Origin of the sequence: Sphingomonas mollis (assembly GCF_016427505.1) — a bacterium.
Lineage (GTDB): Bacteria > Pseudomonadota > Alphaproteobacteria > Sphingomonadales > Sphingomonadaceae > Sphingomonas > Sphingomonas mollis.
Map to the genome: position 1 here is coordinate 98,062 of NZ_JAELXS010000009.1, position 17,826 is coordinate 115,887.

Below are 17,826 nucleotides of genomic sequence, written 5' to 3' on the forward strand. Positions count from 1 at the left end.
CGCGGACACGATGCTGGCAAAAGCGTCGTCATGGCTACGCTTCCCCCGCTCGGCTCCGGTCTCGACGCCGCTCCGATCGTCGATCGCATCCTGTCGCATGGCGGCGTCCAGCGCCTGCCCAGCGCCAGGTTGACGCTGTTCGTGCGCCGCGGGTTCCTGACATCCACGCTCTGCGCCGCGCTGGTCGACCGGATCGACGCGGTTCGCCGCCCCTCGACGATCGCTGACAGCAATGGCGACGCCGCCTATCGCACCAGCGAAACCGGCGATCTGGACCCCGCTGATCCGGCCGTGATCGAAACGGAGGCGCTGTTCGCCGCGCTGACCGGTCTCGACCCCGCGCACGGCGAACCGTTGCAGGGCCAACGCTATGCACTCGGGCAGGAATTCAAGGGACATACCGATTATTTCGAACCGCAGGGTGCCGATTACGATCGATATTGTTCGGTCGCCGGCAACCGGACATGGACGCTGATGGTCTATCTGAACGAACCCGAGGCGGGCGGCGCGACGCGGTTCAAGGCGATCGACAAGATCATCCAGCCGGAAACCGGCAAGCTGGTCTGCTGGAACAACCGCCGCCCGGACGGATCGCTGAACCCCGCCACGCTGCATCAGGGGATGAAGGTGCGTAGCGGGGTGAAGTACGTCATCACGAAATGGTATCGCGAACGCCCCTGGGGGTGACGATCGTCCGTCACCCCCCACGTCATCAGCCTCAGAAGGTTGTGCTCAGCCCCAACGAGAAGATGCGGCCCTGCTTGTAGCGGTTGATGAAGACGACGTTGCCGCCGTCGAACGTCTGCCGCTCCTGATATTGCGTACCCGTCAGGTTGCGTGCCTCTGCCTTCAGCTCGAACCGGCCGCCGATCAGGTCGAAACCCTGCCGCACGACCAGATCGAGGCGGATGCCCGGCTTTTCGATGATGTCCGGCTGGAAACTACCCCCGCCCAGATTGAGCGGCCCGCGATTGGTCACGCGCTCACTAGCGTAATTGAACAACAGCGTCGCCGCCGAGAGCGACTTGGTATCCTCAATGCCGAGTTGCAGGTTGACCAGATGATCCGACTGACCGGTGAGAGGCGCATCCGACCGGAACAACGAACTGGCAAAGCCGAAGCCCGCCGCGCACCCATTTAGCCGTAGGGTCGCACTGACATCGGCAGGATTGGGGACACAAGTGTCCGATGCGTTGATCTTCGATTTCGAATAGGTGTAGTTCGCGATCGCCAGCAGGCGTCGGGTCGCGAAGAAATCGCTGTTCAGGAAATCGAGCGGGAAGAACTTCTGCACCTCGAACTCGCCGCCGTACAACGTGGCGCTGGGCAGGTTGGTGAAACCGGTCTGGAGCCGGTCGTCCGAGCCGGGATAGAAGCCGACTTGCTCGATCGGATTGTCGATCCGCTTGTAGAAGCCACCCAGCGTCACGCGCTGGTCGCGCGCGTAGAACCACTCGTACCGGCCTTCCAGATTGTACAGCTTGGTATCGACGAGGTTCGGGTTACCGAAGAACAGGCGATCCGAATCCGGATCGCGGAACTGCTGCGGTGCCAGCTCGCGGAACTGCGGACGCGAGATCGTCTTCGACGCACTGGCGCGCAGCTGCATGTCCGCGGCGAAGTTCCACGTCAGCGTTGCCGCGGGCAGGAAGTAGTCGTTCTTCAACCGACGCGTCGGCGACAAGATCGGCGTAACCCGCTCGTCGGCGGTTTCGTAGCGTACGCCGATCGTGGCGCGCACGCCGTCGGTGGCCTCGGCCTCGGCCTGGACGTAACCGGCATGGGTGCGCAGAAGCGCATCATATTCGTACGCACCCTGGGGAGTCACGAACTGCAACTGCACTGTGCATGAACCCGTTCCCACGAGCGGGCAGGCGTTGTTCAGCACGTCCGGCGAGAGCAGGTAATCGGGGCGATAGAGATTGTACGGATAACCGATCGCAGTGCCGCCGCCGGTGTTCAGCTGGTAATTGAACTGAAGCCGGGTCGAGGTGCGCTGCGTATCCGAATAATAATAACCGGCAGAAACAGTGAACGGACGATCGGTAGGTAGCTTGTAGGCCAGATCTGCCTGACCGCTCCAGAGATTCTCTTCCAGCTCGCTGAAGATGATCGAGGCGAACGGCGAGAAGCGCTGGTTGACCTGATAGACACCGTCGCATTGCTTGCCACCGGCGTCATTGGCCGACGTCTGTGAGACGGTCAGACCTTGCGGGCGGGCGACACAGAGATAATCGAACTGCCGCTCGTACGGCGCGTTCCGCTTCGAATTGGCATAGGCACCGCGTACATCGACGCTGAAATCGTCGATCGGCTTGAACTCGCCCACCAGCTGGGTTTCGATCAGCTGGCGTTCGAACCAACTGGTATTCTGCTGAAAGCGAAGTCCGCTGAAATTGTTGTAGTTATCCGATACCGAGGCGCGACCCTGCTTCAGCGTGTCGTGGATGTACACGTTGGTCCAGCGGATCTTGTTCTCGTCCCACTCATACCCGACACCGACCAGCGCGTTGGCGACGATGCGGTTGTCGGTGATGAGCGTCTGGTAATCGTTGCGGATCGCGCCGTTCGCGCTGACCGAATCCTGTTGCGTGGTCGATCGCGTGCGGAACGTGTTGCTGACGCTGACCGATCCGATCACGCCCAGCCGCCCGGTGCCCAGATCATAGACCGACCCGCCGCTGATCTCGCCCGACCAGTTCGCCGGCAACTGGTTGTTTCGCTGAAGCAGGGTGGTGCGGGCGTTGCTCAGCTGCGCAACCTGCTCGACCGGGATGATGCCCGATCCCTGCGGTGCATTACGGATGAAGCCCGGCACGCTGCGGGTCTTGTCGTCATAGCCGATCCAGTCGGCACCGCCGCCATAATAGGTATAACCCAGCTCGCTGGTCGTCACGGTATCGGCAGAGATCGACGCGCCGGCCGACACGAAATTCTTGTCCGGTATTGCCTTGGTCGTCAGGTTGATGATGCCGCCGCCGAATTCGCCGGGGTAATTCGCTGAATAGGTCTTCTGCACCACCGCCGAGCCGACGATCGCGGTCGGAAAGATATCGAGCGGCACCGAACGGCGCAGCGGCTCGGGGCTAGGCAACGGCGATCCGTTCAGCAGCGACGAGGAATAGCGATCGCCAAGACCCCGGACGAACACGAAGCCGCCGCCGACCACCGACAGACCGGTGACCCGGGTCAAAGCACCGGCGATGTCGCCCTCGCCCGTACGGGCGATGTCGGCGCTCGACAGGACGGAGACGATCTGCGGCGTCGCGCGGACGAAATTGGGGATGTTGCGCCCCACCACTACGATGTCCTCGGCATCCGCGCCGCCGCCGGGGGCGGAGATTTCCGCTTCCTGCGTCTGCTCGGCTGGTGCCGCCGCGGTGTCTGGCTGGGTCGCCGTCGTGCTGGTGGCGGCGGGCGGCGGTGCGGCCGGGGCGGGTGCGTTCTGCGCCAGCACGGCCGGTGCGACCAGCTGCGAGGTCAGAAGAAGGAGCGTGGCGTAGCGCAGGCGCTGTGGCATGACCGGGGTTCCAGATCAGAAATTCTATGGCGAGTGCCGGGGCAGCTGGTCAGCCGCCCCGGCACCGATGCTCATCGGGTCGCGAGCGAGCTCAGCGACCCTGACAGGCGAAGTAGACGGAGCTGAACACCGGCGGGCCCAAGTCCTGCAGATTGGTATTGGCCGCGCGGATCGTAGAACGGTCGGTGGCGCTCACTTCGGCAGCAACCATGTTCACACAGGCCACGCCCGATGGCGTCTTTACGATCCCGTTGACGAACCGCATATCCGCTCCACCACGTAAACGGATCGCGGCAGGCGCCGAAGCCGTCTGCACAAAGGTAAAATTGGCGTACTGTCCATAAGTGCGCGGCAACAGATCTTCGCCACGGTTCGAGTCGATTTCGGTGGAAAAGCTGTCCACCGTAGCGCCGGAAGCCTTCTGGATTGCGATCATGAACTGGATCGAGCCACGATAGCCGTTGTCGATGTCAAAGCCGTCATCGTCAGCACCGGTTACCGCGAAATACTTCATGTTGGTCGTGCCACCGAAGATTTCGACACCGTCATCGGACGAGTTGTGGCTCTGTATATGGTCGATAACCGTACCAGAACCGGTACCGCCAAGGGTCAGACCCTGCAATTCGTTGCCGTCGGATATCGCGATGCCACTGTACCGGATTTGGACATATGACATTTGACCGCTGCTGTCGGCAGCGTTCGGGCCACCATAAAAGCGGCCAGTTACGCCCTCAATCGCCGCCTGACAGGTCGTGCTGGTCCCGCCCGCATTGTTTGGACCGCCGGTAGCGCACACTGCGACGGGAGCGCGACCAAGCAGAATGATACCGCCCCACAGCCCTTGGCTGGTATCGCCGAAGTTGGCATTTCCGCCCAGGTTCTGCTGTGCAGTGAAGATGATCGGCGCGGCGCGGGTACCGACCGCATTGATCTTGGAACCGCGGTTGACGAGCAGAAGATCGGCCGTCGCTTCCGTCGAGTCGGCCGCAATCACGACGCCAGGAGCGATCGTCAGAGTGACCCCCGTATCCGCTCCCGTTGTTCCGACGTCCCCTCCCACCTCGGTCTGCCCGCGGAGACGATAGAACACCCCCGCGATTTTTGGCAGCGTCAGACTGCTGTTGATAAGCGTTGGAAGACGGCAAGCGCGGAACGTCTGCACCAGTCCGTCATCGATCGTTCCGGTTGGGCAGGCCGCTGATGAACCACCCGTACCGATGGCGGGCACCGCTGAACACGAACCGCCGCCACCGCCAAAGGTCGTACCCGGCGCGTTGCACGTCCAATCCTGGAATGCCGTATCGGTCGGCCCGTTCAGCGCACCGACGAAATTGGTGCTCGTGAAAAACGCGTTGGTGCTCGACGGATCAGTCGCTGTTGTCGCGGACGTTGCGCTGACGGGATAGACGCCGCTCAGCACGTTCACGCCGTTGACGTTGTTGTTCGTGCCGGCATTCACCAGCGCTAGCTGCTCGTCGGCGGTGATCGAGATGCCGTCGATGGTGGTCACCGCGGCGAACTGTGCGGCGGTGATCGCCGATGGGGTGGGCGTGCCGGTCGGCGCCGGGGTCGGCGTGGGCGCCGGATTGACGATGGTGACGCTGCCCGCACCGGGCGATGCCACGCTGTCGGCGCCACCGCACGAAGCTAGCAGGACGCAGGCGGTGCCCGCCATCAGAACGCGCGTAACCGCCGTGAAGCTGGCCATGTCGAAAACTCCCTGTCGATCTTCTTGTGGTGTGGGCTGGCGCCCAGGATCGACATCGGAAACCCCGTCGATCTCGAACGGGCGATTAGGACGATCGCATGACGGGAAGATGCGAATCCTGCGACAGATCGGTGACTGATACGTGACGAAACCGTGACACCGACCCATGGCGGGACGATCGCCAGCCGAGCAGATGTCGATCAGCTACCTCCATTTCGGATTATATTCTGCCCGTCTGGTCAGGCGAGCGGCACCCCTACGACCTCGATCCGCTGATAGCCGTCACGCGCGACGATCAGATGATCATGCAACCGGATGCCGAGACAATCGCCCGCCAGCGCCAGCCGCCGGGTAAAGCGGCGGTCGGCGATACTGGGTGACGGATCGCCGCTGGGATGATTGTGGATCAGGACGATACCCGTCGCCGCCAGTTCCAGCGCGCGGACGATCACCCGCCGAGGCTCGATCGCCACCGCGTCGGGGCCGCCATGCGCCAGCACTTCCTCCGCCAGCAATTCGCGCCGGCCATTGACGAAGAAGACGCGTATCGACTCCTCGCCGTCATGGGCCATGCGATGATGCAGATACCGGATCAGATCATGGCGGGTCGCGATGATCGGTCGCCGCACCACTCGCTCGCGCAGGACCCACAAGATCGTCCGCCGTTGCGCGACCAGCAGTGCGACTGCACGTTCGTCGCCGTCCAGCACCGCTCGCAGCCGTTGGGCGCTTCCGGCCAGCACTGCGCCGACACTGCCGAATGCCGCGATCAGCTGGTCGGCCCAGCTGGCTGCCAGCATGGCGTCGAGGGGCGCCAGAAGATCGACCAGGATCTGTCGTGCCCCGCTTCCCGCAACCGCCGGACATGCCAGCGCGTGGCCAGAATCAGCAGGATCGTCACCGGATAGGCGGAGAACAGGTGCGCCGCCTGATAGACGTTCGGCATGATCTCCGGCGCCATCGCCTTCGCCACGTGGCCGACGACGCCAAAGCCGTGCAGCGCCGTCATCCATAACGGCCAGAACCGATCCGCCAGCGCCGCGACGACCATGAGGGCGACGAGCATGATACTGTCGACGATGAGCACGCCATATTCGAGTCCGATGAAATGCCCGGCATGGCTTCCCCCCAGACCGATCGCGACAGCCCAGGTGGCGACGGTGCCGGCCAGCAGGATGCCCGCAACCCATCGCTCGGGCGCACCGCCCCGATATGCAGCATAGCCACAGGCAGTCGCCAGTAGGGCATAGAAGAACAGGATGTGGATCATGGCCGGCGCCCCGGGCTATTCGCCCGTCCGCCGGCCGTCCACATCAGGCGGCCAGACGGATCACATCGGATTTCGCCTGCTCGCCCAGCCCGGTCACGAATTCGTGACACTCGAACTGATCGCCGAACGCTTCGGTCAGTCCCTCTTCCTTGGCATAGGCCAGCAATAGGCCGTGCGTCCGCGCGATCTTGCCACGTGCCGCGATCAGGGCGGCGAACGTCTCTGCGGCAGCATCCAGCACGCGCTGTGCCGCGATCGGCGAGGCGCCGGCCCGGGCCAGTTCGTCGAGCAGGTCGGCCGGCAGGCGCGCACTCGACCGGGCGGCCAGATCGATCTCCTGTTCCAGCCCGGTGAGGCGCGTGGCGATCTTGTAGGCAGCGGCGGGGGCGATGGTCGTCATGGGCGTGATGCTCCGATCCGGCCACGACGAAGGACGTGGTCGATGATGAATGCCGGGTCATCAGAATTTCAACCCGCGACTGGCCTCGACGAAGAAGCCGACCGCTGCGATCAGCAACACGACCAACCCCCCGACGATGGCCAGCCTGGGTGCGATCCCCAGATCGTTCCGCTGCCCCCTTCGCGTCGGAAACGGCAGCGGCAGCGATGGTCCTGTGCGATAGGGGATCACTCCCCCGTCCCGCAGGCCATCGATATCGTCTGATGTCTCCGACTGGCCCGCTGGCTGAACATCATAATAGGAGAGATCCGGTATCCCCGGCGGGGCACTAGTACCCGAAGCACCAGTGGCATCCGGGTCATCACCGAGGGCGCGGTCATAGGCGTCGACCAGCCGCGCCGCATCGATCGATCGCGCCACGCCCAGCGCGGCGCGTGCCGCGCTCAGATGGTTCTTGACGGTCAGGTCGGAAATGCCGAGCGAACGCCCGATCTCTTTCGCTTCCAAACCCCGTGCGACGAGCCGGAGGCATTGTAACTGGCGGGGGCTAAGGCCGGCTAACCGGTCATCCATCGGATTTGGCTATTCGGTGACTGAAGGAAATCGGTGCTTAGCCAGTCCATTATGGATGTTCGTCGCCGGTTTGATCCATTCCTGCCGGAACGGATGGGTGCCGCCTGACGCTTGTCACCGGCATCACTTGCGCACACACGGGCCGCTACACATCATTTCGGAGAATAGCATGGCATCGGGATTGGCCGCTCTGCTCGACGATATCGCCGGCATCACCCGGCTGGCGGCCGCATCGCTCGACGATATCGGCGCCGCCGCCGGCCGGGCCGGCACCAAGGCGGTGGGCGTGGTGATCGACGATACGGCCGTCACGCCGCGCTACGTCATGGGCTTGTCTCCCGCGCGCGAGCTGCCGATCATCGGCAAGATCGCGATGGGGTCACTGCGCAACAAGTTGCTGATCCTGTTGCCGGTGGCGTTGTTGCTCAGTGCCTTCGCCCCATGGGCGCTGACGCCGCTGCTGATGATCGGCGGTGCCTATCTCTGCTTCGAGGGTGCGGAAAAGCTGTGGGAAGCGATGTCCGGCCACGCCGCGGTCGCCGAAGCAGCCGATACGGCGACCACGCCCGAGGCGCTCGAACAGCAGAAGGTATCCGGCGCGGTGAAGACCGACTTCATCCTGTCGGCCGAAATCATGGCGATCGCCTTGGCCGAGGTATCGGACGGCAGCATCGTCAGCCAGGCGGTCGCCCTGGCGTTGGTCGCGATCGCGATCACCGTCGGTGTGTACGGTGCGGTGGCGATCATCGTGAAGCTGGACGATATCGGCCTGCACCTGGCTCGCCGCCCCTCGCCGATGACACAATCGATCGGCCGCGGGATGGTGAAGGCGATGCCCGTCATCATGACCGCGCTCGCCGCGATCGGCACCGCCGCAATGATCTGGGTAGGCGGCGGGATCATCGTCCATGGTCTGGAGGGGCTTGGTTGGGGCACCCCCGCCCATCTGATCCACGATGCGGCAGAGGGGGTGGCCGGCGCGGTGTCCGGCCTGCACGGCGTCATCGCGTGGACCGTGACCGCGATCGGATCGGGCATCGTTGGCCTGATAGTCGGCGGCGTCATCGCGGTGGTGATGCACAAGTGGAAGCACCGCAACGCGCATTGATCGTGGTAGGGCGTATCGGCACGAAAAGGCCCGCCGCTCAAATCTGAGTGGCGGGCCTTTTCGTGTCCGAAGATGGTGGGCGCGACAGGGATTGAACCTGTGACCCCACCCGTGTGAAGGGTGTGCTCTACCGCTGAGCTACGCGCCCATCCTCGGCGGGAGGCAGCCCTCTAATCGGCCGCCCCCTTCCTGTCCAGTCTGTTAGTTGACCGAATCCTTCAGGATCTTGCCCGCCTTGAACTTGGGCTGGGTCGATGCCTTGATCGTCATCGGCTCGCCGGTGCGCGGATTGCGACCCGTCGACGCCTTGCGCTTGGATACCGAGAACGTCCCGAAACCCACCAAACGTACCTCATCACCCTTCTTCAGGCTGGCAGAGATGGTGTCGAACACCGCCTCTACCGCCTTCACCGCGTCGCTGCGCGCCAGTCCCGATGTGTCGGCAACCGTCGCGATCAGCTCCTGCTTGTTCATTGCAAACCCCCATTTACGAATCGTGATGCGCACGAACGCGGCGCGCAAGCCAAGCGCCCAATAACAGCGGGCGGTCCCCGCAAGTCAACCTGCCGCGAGACGATATGGTCCCGCGGCAGGACATGATCACTGACCAACGATCAGTGATGCAGCTCGGCACCCGCCGGCGCCACGCCCGGCGGTGGCAGCGCGGCCAGCTCATCCGCATCCGTCCAGTCGATCGCCACCAGCGGCTCGGTCAGCGCCAGTCGCAACACCTCATCGACATGCGCAACGGGGATGATCGTCAGCCCATCCTTCACATTCTGGGGAATCTCGGCGAGGTCCTTTTCGTTCTCGGCCGGGATCAGCACCGTGGTGATGCCACCGCGCAGCGCCGCCAACAACTTCTCCTTCAGGCCACCGATCGGCAGCACCCGACCGCGCAACGTCACTTCGCCCGTCATCGCTACTTCGCGCCGCACCGGCACACCGGTCAACGTCGAGACCAGCGACGTCACGAGGCCGATGCCCGCCGACGGACCATCCTTCGGCACCGCTCCTTCGGGCAGGTGAACATGGACATCCTTACGGTGAAACAGCGATGGCTTGATCCCGTAACTCGGCGCGCGCGCCTTCACGAAACTCCAGGCCGCCTCCACCGACTCCTTCATCACGTCGCCGAGCTTGCCGGTGGTCTTCACCGCCCCGCGCCCGCCGACCGTAACGCTTTCGATCGTCAGCAACTCGCCGCCGACCTCGGTCCAGGCCAGCCCCGTGACAGCACCGATCTGATGCTCGGTTTCCGACAGGCCATGGCGATATTTTTGGATGCCGGCATATTCGTGAAGATTGTCGGGCGTGATGATCACGCTCTCCATCTTGCCTTCGAGAATGCGACGCAGCGCCTTGCGGCACAGTTTGGCGATCTCGCGCTCCAGCGTCCGCACACCAGCCTCGCGTGTGTACTTCTGGATCAGCGCGCGCAGACCGGCTTGGGTCAGTTCGAACTCACCAGCCTTCAGGCCATGCGCCTCGATCTGCTTCTCAACCAGATGCCGCTCGGCGATCTCTACCTTTTCATCCTCGGTATAACCCTCCAGCCGGATGATCTCCATCCGGTCGAGCAACGGCTGCGGCAGGTTCAACGTGTTTGCCGTGCAGACGAACATGATGTCCGACAGGTCGAGATCGATTTCCAGATAATGATCCTGGAACTTCCCGTTCTGTTCGGGATCGAGCACTTCAAGCAGCGCCGACGCCGGATCGCCCCGGAAATCCTGACCCAGCTTGTCGATCTCGTCGAGCAGGAACAGCGGGTTCGACGTGCCGGTCTTCTTCAGGTTGGTGACGATCTTGCCCGGCAGCGATCCGATATAAGTCCGCCGATGGCCGCGGATTTCGGCCTCGTCCCGCACGCCGCCCAGCGACTGGCGAATGAACTCGCGTCCCGTCGCCTTGGCGATCGATTTGCCCAGCGATGTCTTGCCGACACCCGGCGGGCCGACAAGGCACAGGATCGGCCCCTTCAGCTTGTTGGTCCGTGCCTGCACGCCGAGATACTCGACGATGCGATCCTTCACCTTTTCCAGCGCATAATGATCCTCGTCGAGGACGATCTGCGCGGCGGCAATATCCTTCTTGATCTTCGACTTCTTGCCCCATGGCAGGCCCAGCAGCACGTCGAGATAGTTGCGTACGACGGTCGCCTCGGCGCTCATCGGCGCCATCGTCTTCAGCTTCTTCAGCTCGGAGGTCGCCTTTTGGCGGGCCTCCTTCGACAGTTTCAGCGTGGCGATCTTCTGGGTCAGCTCGGCAAGCTCGTCGCCGTCGCTTTCCTCGTCGCCGTTGCCCAGCTCGCGCTGGATCGCCTTCAGCTGCTCGTTCAGATAATATTCGCGCTGGGATTTCTCCATCTGGCGCTTCACGCGGCTCTTGATCTTCTTTTCAACCTGCAGAACACCGAGTTCGCCCTCCATCAAGGCAAACGCCATCTCCAGCCGCTTTGCCGGATCAGCCTCGACCAGCATTGCCTGCTTGTCCGCCACCTTCACCGCGATGTTCGCAGCAACGGCATCGGCCAGCTTGGCCGGCTCGTCGATCTCCCCAAGCTGCACCGCGGTTTCCGCCGGCAGCTTCTTGTTGAGCTTGGCATAATTCTCGAACTGCCCGACGACCGACCGCATCAACGCCTCGACCTCCGTACCCTCGGCCGCCAGATCGGCGACGGGGACGATGGTGGCCGTCAGATGCGTCTCGATGGGAATCAGCTCGTCCATCCGCGCTCGCTCCTTGCCCTCGACCAGGACGCGAACGGTGCCATCGGGCAGCTTCAGCAACTGCAACACGGTGGCGGTGACGCCGACTTCGTAGAGATCCTCACGCGCGGGATCGTCCTCCGCGGGGTCGAGCTGCGCGACGAGGAATATCTCCTTGTCGGCATTCATCGCCGATTCGAGCGCGGCGACGGATTTGTCGCGGCCAACGAACAGGGGCACGATCATGTTGGGGAAAACGACGATATCGCGCAGCGGCAGGACGGGATAGGTCTGGTTCATGCAAACTCCGGTGAGTGCCGATCCGGGCACGCTTTCCGCCAATATATGGGGAGTATTGGGAAACCATCAATCGGCTTGCGCCGGATCGGATGAGCGGGGACATATCCAGCCATGATCGTAACCGCCCTCGCCCTGCTCGCCGCCGCCGCCGAACCACCCAAGAAGGGAATGCCGGCGATCACTGAACAGACCCAGCGATCGGGTGGTGAGCGCACCGCCGACCAGCTGGCATTGCGTTTCGACAGCGCCGATCTGGCGTTCGAGGTGTTGCCGGACACCTATCAACTGACCGGCATCGCAACCCTCGGCTTTACCGCAAAGACGCCGCTAACCCGACTGGTCATCGATCTCGACCGCAACCTGCCCGTCAGCGCCATCGCGATCGACGGCGTTACCCTGCCCGCCTCGGCATGGTCGAATCCGGAAGGGCAACTCGTGATCCGCCTGCCCCGCCCGCTCACCGCCGGACAATCGGTATCGGCCCGCATCACCTATGGTGGGACGCCGCATGTCGCGCTCAACGCACCATGGGACGACGGTGTCGTCTGGTCGAAGACGCCGGATGGCCGTTTGTGGTTTGCCACCACTACGGAAGGGTACGGGTGCGACCTGCTCTGGCCCTGCCTCGACTTTTCCGAAGGCGAGCCGGCGGCCGTGACCCTCCACGTCACCGTGCCGAAAGGGTTGAAGGCGCCCTCGAACGGCAAGCTGCTTGGCATAGACACGCTGTCCGACGGCCGCACGACGTGGCACTGGCGCACCGCCCACCCCAACACCTACGCGATTGCGCTCAACGTCGGCCCGTACGAAGAGATCAGCGGCATCTACAAGAGCCGCTTCGGCAATAGCATCCCGATGTTCTACTGGTATCTGCCCGGCGAAAAGGCACAGGCGGAGCGCCTGTTCGCCGAATTCGCACCGACGCTCGATTTCTTTGAAACGATGATCGGTCCCTATCCCTTCGGCGATGAAAAGGTCGGCGTGGTCGAGACCCCGCACAAGGGCATGGAGCACCAGACGATCAATGCCTATGGCAACGGCTATGCCAAGGCGATCGAAGGGTTCGACTGGCTGTTCCAGCACGAATTCACCCATGAATGGTTCGCCAACCAACTGACCGCCGCCAACTGGGACGATTACTGGCTGCACGAAGGGTATGGCAGCTACATGCAGCCCGCCTATGGCCAGTGGCGGGAGGGCAACGCCCGCTACATCACGATGATGATGGGGCAGCGCAGTCAGATCGTGAACAAGGCGCCCATAGTTCGCGGCAAGATTTTGACCGAGGAGGAGGTGTACGAGGCCTCCAGGGGCGGCGCCGGCCTCGACATCTATATGAAGGGATCGTGGATGCTCCACACCCTGCGCGGGCTGATCGGCGACAAGGCATTCTGGGATGTCACGCGCCTCGCCGTCTATGGCCGTCCCGATCCCCGTCCCGGCAATTTCACGCCCCGCTTCGGATCGACGAGGGAGTATGAGGCGCTGGTCGCGAAGGTGACGGGCAAGGATTATCACTGGTTCTTCGACGTCTATCTGCGCCAGGCGGCGCTGCCCGATCTGGTGGAGACACGAACCGGCGACACACTCACGCTGGCGTGGCGGGTTCCCGGCAACGGCCCCTTTCCCCTGCCCATCGATATCACCGTCGATGGTATCCGCCGGACGCTGCCGATGACGGACGGTCGCGGAACGCTGACGATATCGGGAGACGCTCATGTCGTCATCGACCCCGACGCCCGCGTCTTGAGACGATCGATAGCTGTCGAGGAGATGCAGGCGTGGCAGGCGAGACCACGCTGACTACGGGATAGACGAAAGGCTTCGTCGATCCCGTAGTCGAGGTTCATGCAATCGACCAGACGAAGAGTTTGAATATCGCCAGCGTTACGCGACGCTAGATGTTTGGTCCCGGCAATTGTTGGTGTGGATTTGATGTAAACCCGCTTGGCTCTTGTTGCCATGCCGTGCAGATCGCTTCGTATGGTGTGAGCTTTTGAGGGTCTTGAGTCTTCGGCCGAAGTTGTAGGCGGCGACGAAGTCGTCAAGGTGTTGTCGGAGTTGATCGTGGTCTTGTAGCAGTAGCGCTTGACAATCGCATCCTTGGTGCGGTTCGTCCGTTCCACCCCGACCTTCGCCGGGGCAGGCCCTGATTGTTGGTCCAAGGGTGTCGCGGCCCTTCGACTTCGCTCAGGAAAGACTTGCTCAGGCGATGTTAAATGTCGAGAACGGCACAGGCTGCTTCGAAGCCGCGGCACCAGATAGGTAGCTGCGCCCACGTTGCCTTAATGTCTTCGGGCGTCCAGCCGTCCCCGGTCGGGTCGGTGAATCGACTTCGCTTAGGACAGGATCGTCGGTGAGAACGGTGTGGATTTTGTAGGGCACTGCGGCCACGAGGTGTCGCAGGAAGTCGGCGGGGAGCCGGCGGATCGCCTTTTCGTGCAGCTCGACCAAGGCGAACTTGGAGGTGCGGTCGACCGCGACGAGGAGGTATAGCTTGCCCTCTTTGGTTCGGACCTCGGCGATGTCGATATGGAAATAGCTGATCGGGCAGGACTTGAACTTACGCTTCGCCGGCTTGTCGCCCTTTACCTCCGGCAGCCGGTTGATGCCGTGGCGCTCCTGTGGAGTAGCTGGCCCATAGCGCATCCTTCCAACAGTGAGTGATGCACCATCAAAGCCCAGGATCAAACACCTAGGGACTTAACTACACCCGGACCCTGTCGGCGCTCACGCCGTCAGGTGAACGAAATCTCTCGCGAACGGCACCAGATGCGCACCGCCATCGACGTACAGGATTTGCCGGTCGAGCGACGGCATCGACGCGCAGAACAGCACCGCTGCGGCGATGTCGTCCGGCATCGGCAGTCGTCGGAGCGGCATCAGGTCGGCAAGGGACGTCATCTGCTCGCCGGAATAATCGCCGGTCGGCAAGGTCAGTCCCGGTGCGACACCGTTCACCCGTACCCCCGCCGCGCCGATCCGCGTGGCACCCGTCAGCCCCAGCTTGGCGAGCGTGTAGGATAGCTGGTCCGGGTGCGGATGCAGGATCCGCTGGTCGAGGATGTTGACGATCGACCGATCGAGCTCGCCCGCCCCCTCGCCCATCGTCGCGGCGAAAGCCTGCATCAGCAGCACCGGCGCTGCTGCGTTGATCGCATGGGCCTGCGCCAGATCGTCCGCCGTCACATCGGCCAGCACATCCTGCCCGAACAGCGACGCACCGTTGACGAGCAGATCCGGTGCCCGCCCGAAACGGGCCGTCACCTCGCCATACAGCGCCGTCGCTCGTGCAGGATCAGCGAAATCCGCCACGAACCCTTGCCAGACACCGCCGGCCGTCGCCAGCGCATCGGCGAGCGACGGCGCCGGATCGGCATCATGACTGCCGTGCAGCGCCAGATCATATCCCGCCCCAGCCAGCGCGGCGGCGATCGCCGCGCCCAGCCGGCGGCAACCGCCCGTCACCAGCGCCAGCGGCCGCCGGCTCACGCGCCGCCGCGACCCATCAGCGCCAGCACTTCCTTGCGGCTGCGCTCGTCGTCGCGGAACACGCCCATCATCCGGCTGGTCGTCATCGCCACGCCCGGCGTCCGCACGCCGCGTGCGGTCATGCAGGCGTGCGTCGCCTCGATCACCACCGCGACGCCCAGCGGCTTCAAATTGTCCCAGATGCAATCGGCGACCTCCGCCGTGAGGCGCTCCTGCACCTGCAACCGCCGCGCGAAGCCATGCAGCACGCGGGCCAGCTTCGAAATGCCGACGACATGGTTGCGCGGCAGATAGGCGATGTGAGCGACGCCGATGATCGGCGCCATATGATGTTCGCAATGCGACTGGAAGGGGATGTCTTTCAGCAGCACGATCTCGTCATACCCGCCCACCTCCTCGAACACCCGCGACAGATGCCGGGCGGGATCGTCGCCATAGCCGGAGCAATATTCCCGCCACGCCCGCGCGACGCGTCTGGGCGTATCGAGCAAACCCTCGCGGGTCGGATCGTCGCCCGTCCACGCGATCAACGTGCGGATCGCATCGGCGACCTGGGGCGGCACGGCGATCTTGCCGTCCTCGGCGATCAGGTCGCCATCCTCCGGTTCCATGCTCATGTCGCCTTCCCCAATCGTTCGGCCGCCCAGGCGACGTGATCCGCCATGAAGGTCGAGACGCCCAGATAGCTGTGATCGTATCCCGGCTGCATCCTGAGCGTCAGGTCGATCCCCGCCGCCGCACATGCCGCCGCCAGCAGTTCGGGTCGCAATTGCTCGTCCAAAAACTGGTCAGCCTCACCCTGATCGACCAGTAGATCGGGCCGCCGCGCACCATCCTCGATTAACGCCACTGCGTCATGGGCGCGCCAGGTGCTGCGATCGTCGCCCAGATACCCGCCCAGCGCCTTCTCGCCCCACGGCACCTGCCCGGGTGCGACGATCGGCGCGAAGGCGGTGACGCTGCGGAACCGGTCGGGATGCCGCAATCCGATTGTCAGCGCGCCGTGGCCTCCCATCGAATGCCCGGTGATCGCCTGCCGGTCCGGATCGACCGGAAACTCCGAGCCGATCAGGGCCGGCAGTTCATCCTCGATATAGGTCCGCATCCGGAAATGCGGCGCCCATGGCTCTTCGGTGGCATCGACGTAGAAGCCGGCGCCCTGCCCCATGTCGTAAGCGGGATCGTCGGCCACGCCCTCGCCCCGCGGGCTGGTGTCGGGAGCCACGAAGACGATGCGATGCTCGGCGCAGGCGCGGCGATATTCGCCCTTGTCCATCACGTTGGCGTGCGTGCACGTCAGGCCGGACAGGAACCACAGCACCGGCAATCGCTCGCCCGGATCATGCGCGGGCACGAAGACGGCAAAGGTCATGTCGGTGCCCGTCGTGGTCGATCGGTGGCGATAGACGCCTTGCGTGCCGCCATGGGCCTTCGCCGTCGAAACCGTCTCCATCGTCATCGAAACACCACCGTCCGGTTGTCGTTCAGGAATACGCGTCGTTCGCCGACCCACGTCACCGCGCGCGCCAGCACCTGCGCCTCGATATCACGGCCGATGCGGACCAGGTCGTCGGCCGAGGCACGGTGATCGACCCGCTCCACCGCCTGCTCGATGATCGGCCCTTCGTCCAGATCGGCGGTCACGAAATGGGCCGTCGCGCCGATCAGTTTCACGCCGCGCTCATGCGCCCGGTGATACGGCCGCGCCCCCTTGAAGCCGGGCAGGAAGCTGTGATGGATGTTGATGCACCGCCCCGGCAGCGCCTCGACCAGCGTCGGCCCCAGCACCTGCATGTACCGCGCCAGCACCAGATACTGTGCCCGTTCGACGGCCATCAGATCGAGGATCGCGCGTTCCTGCGCATCACGACTGGCATCGTCGACCGGCAGGTGGTGCCACGGCAGGCCATGCCATTCGACCAACGAGCGCAGCGCATCATGGTTCGACACCACACCGACGATCTCGACCGGCAGCGCGTTCGTCCGCCAGCGGTGGAGCAGATCATTCAGGCAGTGCGACCCCTTCGACACCGCCAGCAGCACGCGCGGCCGGTCGTCCGCGCGAACGACCTCCCACGCGAAGTCGAACCGCAGCGCCGCCGCCGCCAGCGCCGCCCGGACACCCTCGACATCGCTCGGGAAGCCCGGCCCGCCGCCGGTGAACACGACGCGCATGAAGAAGCGCCCCGTCTCCAGATCGGCATATTGCTGGCTGTCGAGGATGAACCCGTCGATCCCGACCAGCGCCCCCGCCACCGCGGCCACGATGCCGACACGGTCCTGGCACGCAAGGGTGAGGATCAGGGCCGTGCCGGCGTCGATCATGCCTTCGACGCGACGCGGTGCATCGCGCAGATCTTGTTGCCCGCCGGATCGCGAAGATAGGCGAGGTAGAGCGGCCCGAACGGCGAGTTGCGGACCCCCGGCGCATTCTCGATCGCCGTCCCGCCGGCGGCGAGGCCCGCCGCATGCCACGCATCGGCGGCCTCCGGCGACGCCGCCGCGAAGCCCACTGTCCCGCCATTGGCGTGGCAAGCGGGCTCGCCATTGATCGGCCTGGTCAGGATCAGGATGCCGCCGCTATGAACATAGGTGGCCCGACCCATCGGATCGATCCGCCCCGCCGGAATGCCGAGCGCACCCAGCGTGGCGTCGTAGAACGACTTCGACGCATCGATATCGTCGGTGCCGAGCATGATGTGACTGAACATGGAATATTCCTCTCCGTTGTCGTTACGGGCCGA

General features: G+C 63.9%; 16 protein-coding genes, 1 tRNA gene and 1 pseudogene. 3 read left to right on the plus strand and 15 right to left on the minus strand.

All coding sequences use genetic code 11. The features are described from left to right. Positions 1–30: 30 nt before the first annotated feature. On the plus strand, positions 31–687 hold the full coding sequence (locus JAO74_RS15545; RefSeq protein ID WP_199040167.1) for a prolyl hydroxylase family protein: 657 nt from the start codon (positions 31–33) through the stop codon (positions 685–687). A 31-nt stretch (positions 688–718) separates the two neighbouring features. Here the strand turns inward: JAO74_RS15545 and JAO74_RS15550 are convergent, their stop codons facing one another. The 6 genes from JAO74_RS15550 to JAO74_RS15575 form a co-directional block, all read right to left on the minus strand. Further along, on the minus strand, positions 719–3,520 hold the full coding sequence (locus tag JAO74_RS15550) for a TonB-dependent receptor domain-containing protein (protein ID WP_199040169.1): 2,802 nt from the start codon (positions 3,518–3,520) through the stop codon (positions 719–721). Between the two features lie 91 nt (positions 3,521–3,611). Then, positions 3,612–5,228 (minus strand): hypothetical protein, encoded by a 1,617-nt coding sequence (locus JAO74_RS15555; protein WP_199040172.1) that lies wholly within the window; start codon positions 5,226–5,228, stop codon positions 3,612–3,614. 239 nt (positions 5,229–5,467) lie between these two features. Beyond that, entirely contained in the window at positions 5,468–6,028 is a 561-nt protein-coding gene (locus JAO74_RS15560) for a JAB domain-containing protein (RefSeq protein WP_199040174.1), read from the minus strand. Further along, on the minus strand, positions 5,998–6,498 hold the full coding sequence (locus tag JAO74_RS15565; RefSeq protein WP_199040177.1) for a hypothetical protein: 501 nt from the start codon (positions 6,496–6,498) through the stop codon (positions 5,998–6,000). The genes JAO74_RS15560 and JAO74_RS15565 overlap by 31 nt, the downstream gene beginning before the upstream one ends. 43 nt (positions 6,499–6,541) lie before the next feature. Beyond that, the gene (locus JAO74_RS15570; protein WP_199040180.1) at positions 6,542–6,898 is read right to left on the minus strand and encodes a hypothetical protein; all 357 of its coding nucleotides are present in this window, start codon (positions 6,896–6,898) and stop codon (positions 6,542–6,544) included. 60 nt (positions 6,899–6,958) lie between these two features. Then, positions 6,959–7,471: a helix-turn-helix domain-containing protein gene (locus JAO74_RS15575; protein ID WP_199040183.1), complete on the minus strand. Its 513-nt coding sequence runs from the start codon at positions 7,469–7,471 to the stop codon at positions 6,959–6,961. A 169-nt stretch (positions 7,472–7,640) separates the two neighbouring features. Between JAO74_RS15575 and JAO74_RS15580 the strand changes: the two genes are divergently transcribed. Then, positions 7,641–8,579, plus strand: a complete 939-nt coding sequence (locus tag JAO74_RS15580; protein ID WP_199040185.1) for a DUF808 domain-containing protein — start codon at positions 7,641–7,643, stop codon at positions 8,577–8,579. A gap of 73 nt (positions 8,580–8,652) precedes the next feature. On the opposite strand, the gene JAO74_RS15585 is transcribed toward JAO74_RS15580, so the two are convergent. The 3 genes from JAO74_RS15585 to lon all read right to left on the minus strand — a co-directional run bounded on the left by JAO74_RS15585 (position 8,653) and on the right by lon (position 11,590). Further along, positions 8,653–8,727, minus strand: a tRNA-Val gene (locus JAO74_RS15585). A 53-nt stretch (positions 8,728–8,780) separates the two neighbouring features. Continuing rightward, on the minus strand, positions 8,781–9,053 hold the full coding sequence (locus JAO74_RS15590; protein WP_199040188.1) for an HU family DNA-binding protein: 273 nt from the start codon (positions 9,051–9,053) through the stop codon (positions 8,781–8,783). Positions 9,054–9,193: 140 nt separating this feature from the next. Further along, a complete protein-coding gene (gene lon, locus JAO74_RS15595) occupies positions 9,194–11,590 on the minus strand; it encodes an endopeptidase La (protein WP_199040190.1) in 2,397 nt (798 codons plus the stop codon). A 111-nt stretch (positions 11,591–11,701) separates the two neighbouring features. Between lon and JAO74_RS15600 the strand changes: the two genes are divergently transcribed. Beyond that, the gene (locus tag JAO74_RS15600; RefSeq protein WP_199040192.1) at positions 11,702–13,393 is read left to right on the plus strand and encodes a M1 family metallopeptidase; all 1,692 of its coding nucleotides are present in this window, start codon (positions 11,702–11,704) and stop codon (positions 13,391–13,393) included. 94 nt (positions 13,394–13,487) lie between these two features. Here the strand turns inward: JAO74_RS15600 and JAO74_RS15605 are convergent. The 6 genes and pseudogenes from JAO74_RS15605 to JAO74_RS15630 form a co-directional block, all read right to left on the minus strand. Next, positions 13,488–14,212: pseudogene (locus tag JAO74_RS15605) on the minus strand (transposase family protein); the annotation flags it as partial. Between the two features lie 108 nt (positions 14,213–14,320). Then, on the minus strand, positions 14,321–15,082 hold the full coding sequence (locus JAO74_RS15610) for an SDR family oxidoreductase (RefSeq protein WP_199040194.1): 762 nt from the start codon (positions 15,080–15,082) through the stop codon (positions 14,321–14,323). Further along, positions 15,079–15,699: a GTP cyclohydrolase I FolE gene (gene folE, locus JAO74_RS15615; RefSeq protein WP_199040196.1), complete on the minus strand. Its 621-nt coding sequence runs from the start codon at positions 15,697–15,699 to the stop codon at positions 15,079–15,081. The genes JAO74_RS15610 and folE overlap by 4 nt, the downstream gene beginning before the upstream one ends. Continuing rightward, the gene (gene fghA, locus JAO74_RS15620) at positions 15,696–16,541 is read right to left on the minus strand and encodes an S-formylglutathione hydrolase (protein WP_199040198.1); all 846 of its coding nucleotides are present in this window, start codon (positions 16,539–16,541) and stop codon (positions 15,696–15,698) included. The genes folE and fghA overlap by 4 nt, the downstream gene beginning before the upstream one ends. Further along, positions 16,538–17,407, minus strand: coding sequence for a formyltetrahydrofolate deformylase (purU, locus tag JAO74_RS15625; RefSeq protein WP_199040200.1), 870 nt, complete (start codon positions 17,405–17,407; stop codon positions 16,538–16,540). Before purU ends, fghA begins: the two co-directional genes overlap by 4 nt. Beyond that, entirely contained in the window at positions 17,404–17,793 is a 390-nt protein-coding gene (locus JAO74_RS15630; RefSeq protein WP_199040202.1) for a VOC family protein, read from the minus strand. The genes purU and JAO74_RS15630 overlap by 4 nt, the downstream gene beginning before the upstream one ends. Positions 17,794–17,826 lie beyond the last annotated feature (33 nt).